Genomic DNA, 17,470 nt, shown 5'->3' with positions numbered 1-17,470 from the left:
CAGGAAAACATCGCATGTCATCAGCTATTTCAAAAAAAACCGCAACACCAGACTCTGACGAAATTGATTTGGGACGTCTTTACGGCGAAATTCTCGATCACCGCAAACTGATTATTATTCTTACAGCCGTTTTCACCCTGTTGGCTATAACGTATGCCTTATTCGCCACGCCTGTTTACCAGGCAACCGCGATGATACAGGTTGAGCAGAAACAGGGGAATGCGATCCTCAATAGTTTAAGTCAGATGTTACCCGACTCTCAGCCTGTCTCCGAGCCTGAGATCGCATTGTTGCAGTCAAGGATGATCCTTGGCAAAACTGTTGATGATCTTAATTTACAAGCTGTTATTACTCAGAATTATTTTCCGTTATTTGGGCGTGGTTGGGCAAGGATGACCGGTGATGTTCCGGGTAAATTGAGCATCAGCCGTCTATATATTCCTAAAACCAGCAATGATGTTCCGAGTATCACTCTCACTGTCATTGATAAAAATCGATTTCATGTTGAAGGTGATAATTTCAATCTTGACGGAGAAGTGGGTAAGCTCATCACCCAGGATGGCATTGCTCTGAACGTTCAGAGTATGGACGCTGAGCCAGGAACACAATTCACAGTCAATTATGTGACACGATTAGATGCTATCAATAGTATGCAGACTGCACTAAGTGTATCAGATCAGGGAAAAGATACTGGCATCCTTAATCTGACCTTTAACAGCGATAACAGTGTAATGGCTTCTGCAATCCTAAATGATATTAGCCAAAACTATCTTGACCAAAATATTGCCCGCCAGGCTGCCCAAGATGCGAAAAGTCTGGAGTTTTTAAATCAGCAGTTACCGCAGGTTCGCAGTGAACTGAATAATGCTGAGGATAAACTTAATCTGTATCGGCGGCAGAAGGATTCTGTTGATTTATCCCTTGAAGCAAAATCAGTACTTGAGCAGATCGTTAATGTAGATAGCCAGCTTAATGAACTGACATTTCGTGAAGCTGAGATTTCGCAGCTTTATACTAAAGATCATCCGACGTATAAAGCCCTTCTGGAAAAACGGCAGACCTTATTGCAGGAGAGAGATAGCCTTAATAAACGTGTTACAGCCATGCCGGCCACTCAACAAGAAGTTGAACGTTTAAGCCGTGATGTTGATTCAGGTCGGGCTATCTATATGCAGTTGCTTAATCGTCAGCAAGAGTTAAGCATCGCTAAATCCAGCGCAATTGGGAACGTTCGTATTGTCGATAATGCAATCACACAACCTAAGCCAGTAAAACCAAGAAAAACATTGATTGTTTTGATCGGGATTATTGTTGGGCTGTTTATATCGTCTGCGCTTGTTCTACTGAAGATTTTTCTACGTCGTGGAATTGAGTCTCCGGAACAACTGGAAGAAATTGGGGTTAGTGTTTATGCAAGCGTGCCCCTTTCAGAGTGGCTCACAAAGAAAAATAAATCAATGCGACCTAAAGAGGGGGGAATAAAAAAAATAAAAGATGAAAAGAGATTCCTAGCTGTGGAAAACCCTGCTGATTTAGCCATTGAAGCTATTCGCAGTCTGCGAACTAGCCTTCATTTTGCCATGATGGAAGCCAAGAATAATATTCTGATGATCTCAGGATCAACGCAGAGTGCAGGTAAAACATTTATTGCGAGTAATTTGGCTGCAGTCATTGCTCAGGCAGGAAAAAAAGTATTATTTATAGATGCAGACATGCGTAAAGGTTATGCACATAAATTATTTAAATTCACTGGGGAGCAAGGGTTGTCTGATATTCTTTCTGGGAAGATAAATGTTAACAACATTGAAAAATCTGTTCCATCAATTGGTATTGATTTTATTGCAAGAGGCAAGGTTCCCCCTAATCCATCAGAATTACTGATGCATAAACGCTTTAATGCTTTGCTAGAATGGGCTTCTGATAATTATGATTTAGTGATTGTCGATACCCCTCCTATCTTAGCTGTTACGGATGCAGCCATTATTGGTCGTAGCGTTGGTACTTCACTACTTGTTGCCCGCTATGGAACAAATACAGTTAAAGAGGTAGAGATTAGTATCAGGCGTTTTGAGCATGTTGGTGTACAAATAAAAGGATGTATACTTAATAGTGTAATTAAAAAGGCTAGCAGTTATTACGGGTATGGTTATAGCAACTATTCTTATGATTACAGCGATGATAAATAATTTCAGCTATCATCAATAGAGTCGGTTTCGCGTGGGTAAATAAGAATAGAAACGTAGTGAAAAGAATAAAATAAATATTGAATAAATTTTGAATTGAAGTTGTAGGTAATCTGATTATTTTTTTATATTTTGCCAAGACTAAATTCTATTACTCATCCTAAATGATTAAGTGTTATATTTTTTGTTGGTTGAAAATGAGGATGTTATGAGAATTATTATAATTAATTCATTGTATTACCCTCACAAGGTTGGGGGAGCGGAAGTTTCAGTTCAAATGCTTGCCGAAGATGTCGCGAGGCAAGGGAATGATGTATTGGTGTTAACGCTACATGATGAAAAATATATCAGGAAAGAAAATATTAACGGTGTAAATGTTGAATACTTACCCTTGAGAAATGTTTACTGGCCATTTTCAGGCGGAGTACAACATAGAGTAAATAAATTAAGATGGCATATTAAAGATTTGTATAACCGGGAAATGATTGATGTTGTAGAGAGTAGAATAAACGAATTTAAACCTGACGTGGTTCACACGAATAATTTATCTGGTTTTTCAGTTGGTATATGGAAATTATTAAGTCAGTTAAAAGTACCATTGGTTCATACAACAAGGGATTATTATCTTTTTCACCCAAATTCAACTTTGTTTAAAAATGGTAAAAATATGAGTCTAAATAATATTTTAGTGCGTTTCAATAAATATTATAAAGGAGTAATGAGTAATCATGTGGATGTTATGGTTGGTATAAGTGATTATATAAAAAACTTGCATAAAGATAATGCATTTGGAAAGAAGGCATACTATACCTATATACATAATCCAATTAATAAAATATCTTTAACAAATAAAAATATATTGGATCCTGAAAGTGTCAAAGTAGGATTTCTTGGAAGACTCACTTCAGATAAGGGATTTGATGAGTTTATTGAACTGTCAAATAAATATAAAGGGAACTTTGTTTTTATTGCTGCAGGAAATACTGATTCATCAAAGGGCTCAAAAAGGCTATTAGAGGAAGCTAAACAAAATGGTATTTTAGTTTTAGGCTATGTACCCGTAGATGAATTTTTATCTAAAATTGATGTGCTACTATTGCCCACAAAATGGAATGAACCATTCGGAAGGGTTGTAGCGGAAGCGGCACTTGCTGGAAAACCAGTATATACAAATTTGAACGGTGGCGTGTCAGAAATTGCAAAATCATTTTCTTGGGTTAAAAATATTAGCAATTTTAATAAAACTAGTGTGTTAGAGTCTTTAGAAGAAACAAAGAACAGATGTGATATATCTAATCCATTTGAAAGAATTACAATATCAAAAAAATATATCGATATATATAAATATGCTATAGAAAATAAAAGATTATAGGTTGATATACTATATGAAACTCAAAATGGATTTAATTGTTGTTTGGGTGTTTGTTTTTTTTGTTGGAGTTAAATCATTTGCAGGTCCTATAGGTTTGATTTTTCAGCCTATAAATTATATCCCTACTTTATTAATGTTGGTTTTATTAATAAAAAGTTGGCTATTAGGTGCTTTTACTAAACCCGCTTATTTGTTATCTGTTTTACTTATCATTGTTTATTACCTAATAGGTCTATTGAACTCCAGTTTCATACAGGCAACATTTGGATTATATATTTTCATACCATTCTTATATTGCGCAACCTATAATAATTATATATTTAAATTTCTTACATCAGGAAAAAATTCATTCTTCATGTTCTTTTTTATAACATGTGGTATAGGAGTGTTATATGTGAGTTATTTTGGAGCTCCATGGTTGGGAGGGGCGGTGAATGTTGGTGGCGTAGATAAGGTCTTGTCCAGGAATTGGACTGTCAATGGTGTCCTAAGAAACCCCGGTTTTATGGGAGCATCATTTGATGCAGCAACATTGTTGATGATATGTACTTTTTTTCTGACATATAATTATCGTAAAAGCAAAAAATATATTCCACTAGTAATTACATTAATTACTGCCTTATATTTGATATACCTAACAACTACTAAAACTACAGTAGTAACATTGGCTGTAGTTACACTATTTATGTTTATACCTCGACTTGTGGCTACAGCAGCGGTTAAATTTTTGTTTTTGGTGATTATTATATTTTCTTATATATACATGGTTCCAGAGCAAAAATACAACGCCTATGACCCTAGCAATACTCTCCTAATGAGAATGTATTATACTTGGCCAAAAGCTGCTGAACTGTTGAATGATAATATTTCGACTATTTTCGGAAAAGGAATTGGAGCTGCAGGTACAGCCGCAGCATACTTTTCACCGAAGTTATATAATCCAGGTGATAATGTTTTCGTATACTTATATATCATTGGCGGAGTTGTAAGTGTAATTCTAATTTTAATATTATTTTTCAAATTTTGCTTTTCGAGTTTTCATGATTCACAATTTAAAAAGATATATTATTTGTTTTCATTATGTATCTTAACTGGTGGTGTTACTTACAATGTGTTTGAATCCGTTTTTTATTCTTTAGGTTTTGGTCTCATTGTCGGAGGGATATTCAATAAAGATATTTGCAAGTTGTCATTACGAAATAGAACAGAAGATTACAGTTACAAGTAGAAATTAATGATTAAACTATGGTATAACCTCAACTGGTTGATATAAATGAAACGAAAAACCTTTTTTTTGTTACTTAAAAGTAGGTCTGATTTTTTAATATACTTGGTTCTTTCATATTGTGTGGTTATTCCTAACTACGCCCTTTGTTTCGAGATTGGTGTAAATACGCATATGAAAAACTATAATCAATCTGTGGATTCAGTTAGTGATAGCTTAAAAAAATACGGATTTAATAGTATTAGGACGGATCTCTCATGGGAGTGGGTTGAAAGAAAACCAGGCGTATTCGCTATGGAAACATCGTATGCAAAATCTAAAAATCTTATTGATACATTTGTTGATGAGGAGAATAATGCGATGGTTATTCTTGATTATGGAAATGCCAATTATACACCCACCGGTTATCCCGAAACAACAGAGCAGATTGATAAATTTGCCAAATATGTAGGTTTCGTTGTTTCTCAGAATAAAGGTAAGGTGAAATATTATGAGATTTGGAATGAGTGGGTTTATAAAACTGGAATTAGAAATAAAAAGGAAAACACCGTTCCTTCAGTTGATATTTATTATGAACTTGTAAAAAAAACTGCAAGAAAAATAAAAGAAATAGATCCGAATGCAATCATTGTTACTGGAAGTGTTAACCCTACAAATCTAAGAGATGTTAGATGGTTTGATGAACTAGTTAAGATGGGGGTGCTAAATTACATTGATGGCGTCTCATTACATCCTTATTCATTTATGCATCACGACGTAAAATTGAGACAACCCACTAGCAACTATCTCAATTTAATTAATTATGAAAACCATCTAAGATCTTTAAATAATAACAAACCAGTTTCATTATATATCACTGAAATGGGGATTCCAACATATAGCGGTGGAGGTGGTGTATCTAGATTACAAGCTGCTAGGTTTATTTTTAAGTATACTTTACTTGTCATGTCAAACAAAAATGTGAAAGGTATTTGGTGGTACGACTATGCAGATGATGGGGTAAGAAAAAATAATAAAGAGGATAATTTTGGTTTTTTTGATAATAACCACAACCCTAAAACAGCAGTTTATGCAGTTAATTACTTAAATGATCTAACTAAAGATAGCGAAGTTACAGCCTCAATTAGTAATGATAATACTGTCGAAATAAAAATAACCAAGCGGACAAAAAAAACAGAGTACAATGTGAAATGGAAAGATGATTATAGGTTTAAATATAATAATTCATCGAATGGTAATATTTTTAATTCTATGGATAGCAAGAAGTATTATTCTGCGTCGGATACTCCACTTATTAATGGAATCGATTTTCAATAAAAGGAGTTTGCATGATTTATGTTAACGGTAGATTTTTGACACAAAAATTGACAGGGGTTCAGAGATTTGCAAGTGAAATCTCTTCTGCATTAGTTAAGTTAAGAGATGATATAATATTTCTTGTCCCTGAAGATAATATTATATCGCATGATATTAGTAGTGATTTTAAATTAGAGGTCGTCAAAGGAGGTAGAGGGCATTTTTGGGAACAAATAACATTGCCGTTATATTTAAGAAGAGCTAACTCACCTTTACTTATTAGTTTTGGAAATACTGCACCTATTAGATATAAGAATCAAATAGTTACTCATCATGATATTTCCTATATACGCTATCCGAAAAGTTATTCATTGAAGTTCCGCTTATTATATAAAATGGTGACGCCATTTATTTTAAATAATTCTAAAGCTATTTTAACTGTAAGTGATTTTTCAAAAAAAGAAATAGCAAGTCATTATCATATTCCAGAGTCTAAGATAAATGTCATCTACAATGCTGTTTCAGAAATATTTTCTCCTAAACTTAGTCATAATAATTTAGAACGTGGCCAATCTAATTTTGCTTTGGCCGTATCTTCGCATAATTACCATAAAAATTTTCACGGATTAATTGATGCATTTATGACTTCAGAATTAAAAACAAAACTTAAAATAATAGGTTCTAACGCGCTGAGTTTTAATTCTATTGATTTTAGTAAAGCAGATAAGGAAAAAATAGAATTTATAGGGCGTGTTAGTGATGAGGAGCTTGTTGAGTTATATAATCAAGCAAAATTTTTTGTCTTTCCTTCATTTTATGAGGGATTTGGAATTCCACCATTAGAAGCACAAGCCTGCGGCTGTCCGGTTTTATCATCTGACCAAGCATCAATGCCTGAGGTGTTGAACAATAGCGTAATGTATTTCAATCCATTTTCTAAAGAAGATATAGTTCAATCTTTAAAAAGAATCGATGATGATAGTGATATTAGAAAATCTCTCTCGGAACTAGGATTAATTAACTCTAGTAGATATTCTTGGTATAGTTCTGCACTAAAGGTTAACGATTTGATAAAATATCACCATGCTAAATAGCTTATTGATCGTTTAATAGCAAAGAGTTAAAACCTTGACGATTGTTATTATTAGGGAATATTATGGAAATCTTGTTTTTTTTATATAAGTTCCCCGTTGTTTCTGAAACATTTGTTCTTAATCAAATAGCATACTTTATTAGTAAAGGGTATAGCGTACAAATAGTTTCAGTTTTCCCTGGGGATGATAATATAGAACATGCAGTCATAAAAGAGTTTGACTTGATTCAAAGGACGCACTACCTACTCGAAAAGGATTCCAAAAATAAAGTTTTAAGATCTATTTCCAGAGTTTTTTCAATAATACCTATTTTTTTTAATCGTAAGAAACTAAAGAGCTTAAATTATAGGAAGTATGGTCATTATTCGAAAAATTTATTAATCCCTAGCATTCTTTCTAAAAATAAAAATAATTTCCATGCTGATGTTATTATTTCTCATTTTGGAACGATATCAGTATTAGCTTATCAGTTAAGATTATTAGGGGTTTTAAATGGCAAGCTGGCAGCAGTATTTCATGGGAATGACATATCACACAAACGTACACTTCATATTTTCAAGAATGATTATGTAAGGCTATGTAAGGAGGCGGAGTTTATACTTCCAATAAGTGAGCTATGGGCAAAAAAAATAAAATCTCTATCTGGTCGTGAAGATAACGTTCATGTTATAAGAATGGGGATTAGAACGGAAAAATTTATTTTTAATCCTAAATCTTATTTGAATAATCCAATCAAGTTACTATCTATCGCTAGGTTGACGGAAAAAAAAGGAATATCTATAGCGTTACAAGCATGCCAGTTGTTGAAAAAAGAAAAAATCCCTTTCAATTATACCATCATAGGCGATGGACCTTTAAGGAGTAAGCTTGAGTTACAAGTCATAGAATTAGGCCTAGAAAATGAGGTTTTTTTTATTGGTTCTAAAGCCCAAGAAGTCGTTTCATCTTACTTAAGTATTTCTGACTTATTTCTATTGCCATCGGTAACGGCTCTTGATGGTGATATGGAAGGCATTCCTGTTGTGCTGATGGAAGCTATGGCTATTGGAATACCAGTGATATCTACCTTTCATAGCGGTATTCCAGAGTTGATTGAAAATGGAGTATCTGGTTTTTTAGTAAATGAAAATGATCCAATAGGAATTTATAATGTTATTCGAGGAATATTAAATTCGCCAGAAGATCTAGAGAATATTTGCGTTAATGCCAAACAAAAAATCGATGAAGAGTTTGAACAAGATAAATCTTACTCAAAAATGTCTGTTATCCTTTCCTTGTAATTAAATTAAGTGGTGTGAAATTGAAAATATTTTATTATAAATCTGCTCATGGTAATTTCGGGGATGATTTAAATTCATGGTTTTGGGATGCTCTGCTTCCTGGTTTTTTTGATAATAATGAAGATGTCCGCGTTTCAGGGATTGGAACAATTATTACATCTGCAATGCCGGATGCAAATCGATGGATTGTCTTTTCAAGTGGTGTGGGGTATGGATATCCCCCAACAAACTTTAATAGCAAATCTTGGGAAACTATATGTGTCAGAGGGCCATTGAGCGCGAAGATACTAGGTTTGCCAGATGACAAATATATTACTGACGGGGCTGCGTTACTAAATACACTTACTGAATTTAAGCCTTTGCCAGAGTCGGAGCGTCATGGCACCATTTTTGTTCCACATCATCATGCCTTAGTTACAGGGAAATGGGAAAATGTTTGTAAGCAAGCTGGTGTTGAGTTTGTTAATCCACAATGGGATTCTAAAATTGTAATTCAAAAAATAAGAAATGCAAAGTTAGTTTTGGCTGATGCCATGCATGCTGCAATTATAGCTGATGCGATGCGAGTGCCTTGGGTTCCTTTAATTACTTCTTCGCAAATAAATACATTTAAGTGGCTAGATTGGACTCAGACTATTAATCTTCCCTATTCTCCAATGGTGTTGGGTAGTAGTTCATTGCGAGAGTATATGCGTGACAAGTTTTTACATATATATGGGGAGCGATATTTTTTGCCTAATGCGGATGTTGAATTCGCACTAAGTAATTTTGAACGTCAACGAAAAATCAAAAACAGTAAATGGTGGGGGAGTTATTATGACCTCACATGCCTTGCTTTTCATCGTGTACCAAATAAAGGAATGCGTATGATAGAAGATGGGTTTAATATTAACTTAGATAATAGGTTTATAGATAATTCAGCAAAAATATTACTGCAGGCAAAAAATTCATCTGGTTTTTTAAGTGATGATAATAAATTTAACGATAATTTAGAGCGTTTACTAGGTGGTGTTAAAAAACTATCAAAGCTTCGATAAAACCTAGAGGGTGCTAAATTGAATGCTCAAGCGCGAAATCAGAAGCCATCGATAATTTCTGGTGCTATCTGGTCTGTTCTGGATAATACAGCCTCACAAGTGATAACATTTGTAATATTCATTATTTTAGCAAAATTGCTGACCCCCAGTATATACGGCATGCTAAGTGTTTCTTTGCTTGTTACGCAGTTTTTTCGAAATGTTATATTCGATAGTATTGCGACTTCTATTGTGAGGATGAAGTCACCGACATCAGTAGATTATAATTCTGCCTTTTTTTTGTGTTTCTCTTTATCTGTGCCTGCCTTTTTGATCGTCTTTTTTTCCGCCCCGTTCATAGAGGCGTATATGAAAGTACCAGAACTGGCCAATGTAATTCGAGGAACAGGGATTATTATTGTTGTCAGCGGGTTGAGTCGAACTCACGAGGCCTGGCTGACGCATAATATGATGTTTAGACCCTTAGCGATAAGGTCAATATGCTCTATCACTATTGGTGGCGTTGTTGGGGTAGTACTGGCATATAAAGGGTTTGCCGTTACCAGTTTGGTCGTGCAGCAAGTTGTCACCTCCCTGATTTCCCTTGTCACACTATGGCTTACTACTCCATGGAAACCAAAACTGAAAATTTCAAGAGACTCAATCAGAGAGTCTTTAGGGTTTTCTAAGCATGTGGCGCTGAGTAATATTACTAACTTTGCTAATCAGAATAGTGATGTTTTCTTCATTACGTATTTTCTCGGTACAGCCGGGGCAGGTATTTATTCGGCTGGTAAGCGTATAGTGAATACCTTAAATACTGTTCTCTCTTCCGCATTAATGAGAGTTTCGTTACCGGCATTCACTCGATATAAAAATGATTTAAATGAGTTCGGCAATAAGTATTTACAAGCAACCTATTTTACGGTTCTGGTGACGGCGCCCGCTTTTGTTGGTCTTAGTGCCCTATCGCATGATATTACTTTCCTGCTCTTGGGGCACAAATGGATGCCTTCTGTTCCAATCATGCAAATTGTCAGTGCAGTAGGATTTGTAACATCGATCGGTTATTACAATCATTCAGTGATGTTTGCACGTGATAAGCCCGAATGGCAAGCCAGACTCACGTTAGTCTATGCGATAAGTAATGTAATAGCGTTTTACATCTTTGTTAGGTTTGGTTTGATTGCAACGGCACTGGTATTTTCCATCCGTACGATACTTCTCTATCCTATTTCTGCCTGGTGTGCATTGACACTTTTGAACTTAACATTTAAGCAATATATTAAAGAAATATTCGTTCCTATCATATGTTCGGGAGTTATGTGCTTACTTCTTATTGGAATGCAGGAGTTTACATACTTAAATGAATCTTGGGTTGGGATTGTGGTAAAGGTTTTTTCGGGCGCATTTTTTTACTTTATTTTAATTTTTACTTTTTCGTCTAAGAGTAAAAAAATGATGATACTTTCACTCGCGAGAAAGATAATAAAAAGGAATTAAGAGATTTCATGACGACTTATCCAAGTTTAGTTAGCATCCTTATCCCTCTTTTTAATTCTGAAAAATACATCAGGAAGGCTTTGCAGTCTGTTGTTTCACAGAGTTACTCTAACATCGAAGTTATCATTGTTGATGATTGTTCAACAGACTCATCGCTAACTGTAGCAAAAGAGTTTTTTATTGAGCATAACACTATACCTCACGTAATAATTAAGAATGATAAAAATGAAGGGGTTTCTATCACCAGGAATAAATTAGTCGATAATGCTAATGGTGATTTCATTTGTTTTTTGGATTCGGATGATTATTTTGATCATGATGCAATAGACTATTTGATACGCATTGTGACAAGTAATAATACATCTATAGGTCAGTGTTTATATTACTCTGAAACTCCTGACGGGCACCCAGTCGGTACAACAAACAAGTTTTCCCCGAATGTGATTTTACAGGGGAAGGACGCCGTTTTTTCTATGTTAGAGAATGAAATTACAGGTTTTCTCTGGCATAAGATTTTCAGGCGGGAAGTTTTTCAGGATGTCAGCTTTGATTCTAAATTGCCAGTTTTTGAAGACTATCTTGTAATTATGACTATGTTTATCAAAGGGGCTAATATCTCTTTTGGCAACGAACAAAAATATCATTATATACAACATACATCCTCACTAACTAAGAAATCCTACCAAAAATCACTTGATAGATTGTTATATCTTGACATGACTAAAACCCTCGTTCAGCCCTTAATTTCAACGGAGGTGGATAAATTACGACTCATTAAACATGAGTACATGGTAATTTTAATGGTTTTTATTAATGCGGTTAAATTTGGCGCTCCGGCAAGCGATGTTGCCAAAATAAAAGAGTACATTAATATTCATTCCCTTATAAAGTTAAAAAAACAACTGAACCTTAAGCGATTTTATGCAATATTCATGATTAAAATCTCCCCCTATTTATTTTATTTCATGCTTAAAACTGCTTTTAAAATTAAATCGTAATTACTTTCGTGTGAATATGTATGCTTTTCAATTCTTATTACGTTACTACTTCTTTGTACACTGAGTGGTTTTATTCGGTGGTTTAATCTTATTTAACTCTTATATATTTGAGACGAAAACTATGATCCTTCCAGTAATCATGGCTGGCGGCACCGGTAGCCGTTTGTGGCCAATGTCTCGTGAGCTGTATCCAAAACAATTTCTTCGCCTGCATGGCGATAATTCCATGTTGCAGGAAACGGTCACCCGTTTAAAAGGGCTGGACGTTTCTGAGCCGCTGGTTATTTGTAATGAAGAGCATCGTTTTCTTGTGGCTGAACAATTGCGACAAATAAACCAGCTCTCCGACAATATTATTCTTGAACCGGTCGGACGTAATACCGCGCCTGCCATTACCCTGGCCGCCCTGAGTGCCATCGATAATGGTTCTGACCCGCTGTTGCTCGTGCTTGCAGCCGACCATGTTATCGAGTCACCGGATGCCTTCCATCGGGCCGTGCAGAATGCGATACCCTTCGCCGGGCAGGGGAAACTGGTCACGTTTGGCATCGTGCCAACAGGCCCGGAAACCGGCTACGGTTATATACAGCGCGGGACAGAATTCAGCAGCGATGCCGAGCCTGCTTTTGGGGTGCAGCGTTTTGTTGAAAAACCGAATCTGGCCACCGCAGTGCAATATCTGGAAAGTGGCGAATATTACTGGAACAGCGGAATGTTCTTGTTCCGCGCCAAACGTTTCCTTGAAGAGATGGCAAAATTCAGGCCGGATATACTCGAAGCGTGTCAGAAAGCGATTGAAACCTCGCATGCCGATGAACAACAGGATTTTATTCGCGTAGATAAAGCGTCTTTTATTTCCTGCCCGGACGAATCGGTTGACTATGCCGTGATGGAAAAAACCACCGATGCGGTTGTGGTTCCGTTAGATGCAGGATGGAATGATGTGGGTTCCTGGTCGGCTCTTTGGGAAGTGAATGATAAAAACGCCGAAGGGAATGCCGTCAATGGCGATGTGTTTACCCATAATGCGAAGAATTGTTATATCAACACCGATGAGAAATTAGTGGCTGCAATCGGTGTGGATAATCTGGTTATTGTCAATACCAAAGATGCCGTTCTGGTTATTGATAAAAACCAGGTGCAGGACGTTAAAAAAGTCGTCGAATATCTGAAGAGTAATAAAAGGCGGGAATACCGTTTGCACCGCGAGTCTTATCGCCCGTGGGGCCGTAACGATAATGTCGTAACTGCTCCCCGCTATCAGGTGAACCGGATAACCGTGAAACCGGGCGGTCAGTTCTCATTACAAATGCATCATCACCGCGCGGAGCACTGGGTTATTTTGTCCGGCACCGCCAGAGTCATTCTCGAAGATAAAAATTATTTGCTCACTGAAAATGAATCCACGTTTATCCCTATTGGTGCTCAGCATATGTTAGAGAACCCCGGGAAAATTCCGTTGGAACTTCTGGAAATCCAGTCGGGTTCCTATCTGGAAGATGACGATATTATCCGTATAAAAGATCACTATGGTCGCTGTTAATTTGGGGATGAAATATGTCAGATACATTAACTTGCTTTAAAGCTTACGATATCCGCGGTGAATTAGGCGTCGAATTAAATGAAGATATTGCTTACCGTATAGGGCGTGCTTACGGGGAATATTTAAAACCCAAGAAAATGGTATTGGGGGGCGATGTCCGCTTAACCAGCGAGGCACTAAAACTTGCGCTGGCGAAAGGTTTGCAGGATGCGGGAACGGACGTTGTGGATATCGGGGTAACCGGTACAGAAGAAATCTATTTTGCGACGTCTTATCTGTGCCTTGACGGTGGCATCGAAGTCACGGCCAGCCATAATCCGATGAACTACAATGGCATGAAACTGGTCCGTGAGGATTCCCGTCCGATCAGCGGTGATACTGGCTTACGCGATATACAGACGCTGGCGGAGGCTAATAACTTTGCACCGGTCGATCAGGCTTTGCGTGGCAGCTATGAGAAAGCCTCGGTGCTGGATGAGTATGTTGATAAGCTGCTCAGCTTTATCAATTTTGAGAATTTTACCCGTCCTTTAAAGCTGGTGTTTAACTCCGGCAACGGTGCGGCCGGCCATGTTGTCGATGCTATCGAACAGCGGTTTATTGCAGCGGGTGTACCGGTTGAATTTATCAAGGTTCATCACGAGGCAGACGGCACATTCCCCAACGGTATTCCTAACCCGCTATTACCGGAGTGCCGTCAGGACACGACGGATGCCATCATTAAGCATAATGCAGATATGGGAATTGCTTTCGACGGCGATTTCGACAGGTGTTTTCTCTTCGACGATGCCGGTAATTTTATCGAAGGTTATTATATCGTTGGTCTGCTTGCCGATGCCTTCCTGGAAAAATATCCCAACTCACGAATTATCCATGACCCGCGCCTGAGCTGGAATACCATTGATATTGTTACCGGTGCAGGCGGTGTACCGGTTATGTCAAAAACCGGGCATGCCTTTATTAAAGAGCGTATGCGCCAGGAAGATGCGGTCTATGGCGGTGAGATGAGCGCCCATCATTACTTCCGCGATTTTTATTATTGCGACAGTGGGATGATCCCCTGGTTGCTGGTCGCTGAATTATTGCATCTGAAAGGCAAATCTCTTCGTCAGCTGATTAATGACCGGATCACTGCCTATCCCGCTTCAGGCGAAATTAACAGTTACCTGCAGCAGCCGAAAGAATCCATTGCCCGTGTCCTGGCAATGTATGAAGGCGAGGCGGTAAATGTCGATCACACAGACGGGATCAGCCTGGAGTTTGATGAATGGCGTTTCAATCTCCGCAGCTCTAATACAGAACCGGTTGTACGGTTGAATGTCGAATCCCGCGCAAATACCAAATTAATGCAGGAACAGACCAGAAGAATTCTTTCTATCCTTCGCAGTATGTAATTATTAAAAATATCTTATTTAAGTGAGTGATCATGACTCGCTGTGGGTTTGTATTGCTCACTTTTCATTTTATAAGGTTTAAATTATGTCACATGATGTGAGTGTAGGGATTGTTGCTGACTGGTTAGTGACATTTGCAGGGTCCGAAAAAGTTATCGCAGAATTTATTAAATTATATCCGGATGCTGATGTTTATTCTGTTGTTGATTTTCTGTCTGATGAATCGCGCAAGAAATTCTATGGGAAAGAAGCCACGACCTCTTTTATACAGCGCCTGCCTTTTGCGAAGAAGAAATATCAGCAGTATTTGCCTTTAATGCCGCTGGCCATCGAGCAACTTGATGTCACGGGGCATGATATTGTGCTTTCCAGCAGCCATGCCGTTGCCAAAGGTGTGCTGACCGGCCCTGATCAATTGCACATCAGTTATGTGCATTCTCCCATCCGCTATGCCTGGGATTTCCAGCACCAGTATTTGCGTGAGTCAGGGCTGAATAAAGGCCTGAAAGGCAAACTGGCCCGCTGGTTTCTGCATAAAATCAGGATGTGGGATTACCGGACAGCCAATGGCGTGGATCACTTTATCGCCAATTCCCAGTTTATTGCCCGGCGAATTAAGAAGGTCTATGGCCGTGATGCGGACGTGATTTATCCGCCTGTCGATGTTGACCGTTTTACTTTGCAGGAAAATAAAGAAGATTTCTATTTTACCGCCTCACGGATGGTGCCTTATAAGCGTATCGATCTGATTGTTGAAGCATTCAGTCAGATGCCGGATAAGAAGCTGGTGGTCATCGGTGACGGTTCTGAAATGGCTAAAATAAAGTCCAGGGCTGGCAGCAATATCGAAATACTGGGTTATCAGCCTGACGATGTCATGCAGGATTACATGCGGCGTACCCGGGCGTTTGTTTTTGCTGCTGAAGAGGACTTTGGAATTACCCCGGTCGAAGCACAAGCCAGCGGGACGCCGGTGATTGCTTTTGGCAAAGGCGGTGTGCTGGAAACCATCAGACCTTATGGGGAACGTAATGCCACCGGGATGTTCTTCTCAGAACAAACGGCGGAATCCTTGATTAAAGCTGTGCGTCATTTTGATACCATTAAAGACACCATCCTGCCACAAGACTGTCGTGAAAATGCTTTAAAATTCTCCGCACAAAGATTTCATGATGAGCTGGATGAGTATATCAAAACAAAATGGCATGACTTCAACGAACGGAAACGCATCATTTATTAATATTGTTATCTTTTTTAATCTTATTTATTTTTCTGTCGTTGACTGTTTATTCTGCGATTCATCTTACTCAACATAACCTTGCAATTATAATCGTGCATCTGTCCCGATGCGTTTTTAAATTGTAATCTAAGGGTTTACTATGTCTAAGGTCGCTCTTATTACCGATATCGCCGGGCAGGACGGGTCTTATCTGACTGAGCTTTTGCTTAAAAAAGGCTATACAGTCCACGGGATTATTCAGCACGGCCGGGTACCCGATACTGAATCTGTCTGTGATGATTTACAGGCAAACAATCCTGATTTTTATATTCATCATTATGGCTGGGGTGAAATCTTCGATCTGGGGAAATTGCTGGCGTTAATTCGCCCGGATGAAATTTATAATCTGGATATCACCAGTGAGACTGCTACGCATTCTACGCTTCCCGTGGCCAGGATCAGTGCGCTCAGAATGCTCGAGGCGATTCGTTCTCAGGGGCTGGAGCACACAACGCGTTATTATCATGCCTCATCTTCTGCGTTGTGCGGGCTGGTTAACGGGATGACCATCAATGAAATGGTGACGTTTAATCTTCCGCCTTCGGATACCGTCGCCAGGGTCAGTGATTTCTGGACAGCCGTGAATTATCGCGAAACGTTTGGTATGTATGCCTGTAATGGCATTTTGTTTAATCACGAGTCGCCGCGACGCAGCGAAAGTTTTGTGACGCGTAAAATCACGCGCGGGCTGGCCAACATTACTCAGGGGCTGGAGAAATGCCTTTATCTGGGCAATCTGAATGCATTACGTGACTGGGGGCATGCCAGAGATTACGTCAAAATGCAGTGGCTGATGTTGCAGCAGGACAAACCGGAGGACTTCGTGATTGCGACGGGCGTGCAGTTTACGGTGCGTCAGTTCGTGACTTTTGCTGCCCTTGAACTGGGGATCAAGCTGCGGTTTGTCGGTAAAGGTATCGAGGAGAAAGGGGTGATTGCCGCGATTATCAGTCCGGTCGCTGCGGCGCTGAAAGTCGGGGATGTGATTGTCGCCGTCGATCCGCGTTACATCCGTCCGTCAGAGGTCAGCAAGGTTTCGGTTAATCCTTCCAAAGCGCGTCGCCAGTTAGGCTGGGCACCTGAAACGTCACTACAGGATCTGGTGATTGAGATGGTGCAGGCTGATCTGGCTTCCGCCAAAAAGAGGGCACGTCTGAAACTGTACGGATAACGCCGCCCGCTGTTTATCACGAGCGGTAAAAAGCCGGAGAATGTCAGCACATTCTCCGGCTTTTTTTATGCTTTCCGGAAGGTAAAAACCGGTCATCAACGGGTTTCTTGAAATGG

Annotated in this window: 13 protein-coding genes; all 13 read left to right on the top strand. The window is 38.5% G+C overall.

The features are described from left to right. Positions 1-14 precede the first annotated feature (14 nt). The 13 genes from ETV65_RS12105 to ETV65_RS12045 all read left to right on the top strand — a co-directional run bounded on the left by ETV65_RS12105 (position 15) and on the right by ETV65_RS12045 (position 17,354). Complete coding sequence (locus ETV65_RS12105) at positions 15-2,186, top strand: polysaccharide biosynthesis tyrosine autokinase (protein ID WP_129953089.1); 2,172 nt, start codon at positions 15-17, stop codon at positions 2,184-2,186. Positions 2,187-2,391: 205 nt separating this feature from the next. Continuing rightward, positions 2,392-3,555: a glycosyltransferase family 4 protein gene (locus ETV65_RS12100; RefSeq protein WP_129953088.1), complete on the top strand. Its 1,164-nt coding sequence runs from the start codon at positions 2,392-2,394 to the stop codon at positions 3,553-3,555. A gap of 25 nt (positions 3,556-3,580) precedes the next feature. After that, positions 3,581-4,783: a hypothetical protein gene (locus ETV65_RS12095; protein ID WP_165383729.1), complete on the top strand. Its 1,203-nt coding sequence runs from the start codon at positions 3,581-3,583 to the stop codon at positions 4,781-4,783. A 45-nt stretch (positions 4,784-4,828) separates the two neighbouring features. After that, positions 4,829-6,097: a glycosyl hydrolase gene (locus ETV65_RS12090; protein ID WP_129953086.1), complete on the top strand. Its 1,269-nt coding sequence runs from the start codon at positions 4,829-4,831 to the stop codon at positions 6,095-6,097. An 11-nt stretch (positions 6,098-6,108) separates the two neighbouring features. After that, complete coding sequence (locus tag ETV65_RS12085; RefSeq protein WP_129953085.1) at positions 6,109-7,170, top strand: glycosyltransferase family 1 protein; 1,062 nt, start codon at positions 6,109-6,111, stop codon at positions 7,168-7,170. A 62-nt stretch (positions 7,171-7,232) separates the two neighbouring features. After that, the gene (locus ETV65_RS12080) at positions 7,233-8,450 is read left to right on the top strand and encodes a glycosyltransferase (protein ID WP_129953084.1); all 1,218 of its coding nucleotides are present in this window, start codon (positions 7,233-7,235) and stop codon (positions 8,448-8,450) included. A 14-nt stretch (positions 8,451-8,464) separates the two neighbouring features. Next, positions 8,465-9,487, top strand: a complete 1,023-nt coding sequence (locus ETV65_RS12075; protein ID WP_240782829.1) for a polysaccharide pyruvyl transferase family protein — start codon at positions 8,465-8,467, stop codon at positions 9,485-9,487. A gap of 18 nt (positions 9,488-9,505) precedes the next feature. After that, on the top strand, positions 9,506-10,969 hold the full coding sequence (locus tag ETV65_RS12070; protein WP_129953082.1) for a lipopolysaccharide biosynthesis protein: 1,464 nt from the start codon (positions 9,506-9,508) through the stop codon (positions 10,967-10,969). Between the two features lie 8 nt (positions 10,970-10,977). After that, complete coding sequence (locus tag ETV65_RS12065; protein ID WP_129953081.1) at positions 10,978-11,967, top strand: glycosyltransferase; 990 nt, start codon at positions 10,978-10,980, stop codon at positions 11,965-11,967. A 121-nt stretch (positions 11,968-12,088) separates the two neighbouring features. Continuing rightward, entirely contained in the window at positions 12,089-13,510 is a 1,422-nt protein-coding gene (locus tag ETV65_RS12060; protein WP_129953080.1) for a mannose-1-phosphate guanylyltransferase/mannose-6-phosphate isomerase, read from the top strand. 14 nt (positions 13,511-13,524) lie between these two features. Beyond that, complete coding sequence (gene cpsG / locus ETV65_RS12055; RefSeq protein ID WP_129953079.1) at positions 13,525-14,904, top strand: phosphomannomutase CpsG; 1,380 nt, start codon at positions 13,525-13,527, stop codon at positions 14,902-14,904. A gap of 85 nt (positions 14,905-14,989) precedes the next feature. Continuing rightward, complete coding sequence (locus ETV65_RS12050; RefSeq protein WP_129953078.1) at positions 14,990-16,144, top strand: glycosyltransferase family 4 protein; 1,155 nt, start codon at positions 14,990-14,992, stop codon at positions 16,142-16,144. Positions 16,145-16,283: 139 nt separating this feature from the next. After that, on the top strand, positions 16,284-17,354 hold the full coding sequence (locus ETV65_RS12045) for a GDP-mannose 4,6-dehydratase (protein ID WP_129953077.1): 1,071 nt from the start codon (positions 16,284-16,286) through the stop codon (positions 17,352-17,354). Positions 17,355-17,470 lie beyond the last annotated feature (116 nt).

The sequence above is a fragment of the Rahnella sp. RFA10(1/100) genome (assembly GCF_004195115.1).
Taxonomy (GTDB): domain Bacteria; phylum Pseudomonadota; class Gammaproteobacteria; order Enterobacterales; family Enterobacteriaceae; genus Rahnella; species Rahnella perminowiae.
The sequence above is the reverse complement of the archived record's forward strand: the minus strand, read 5'-3'. Positions and strand labels throughout refer to the sequence as shown.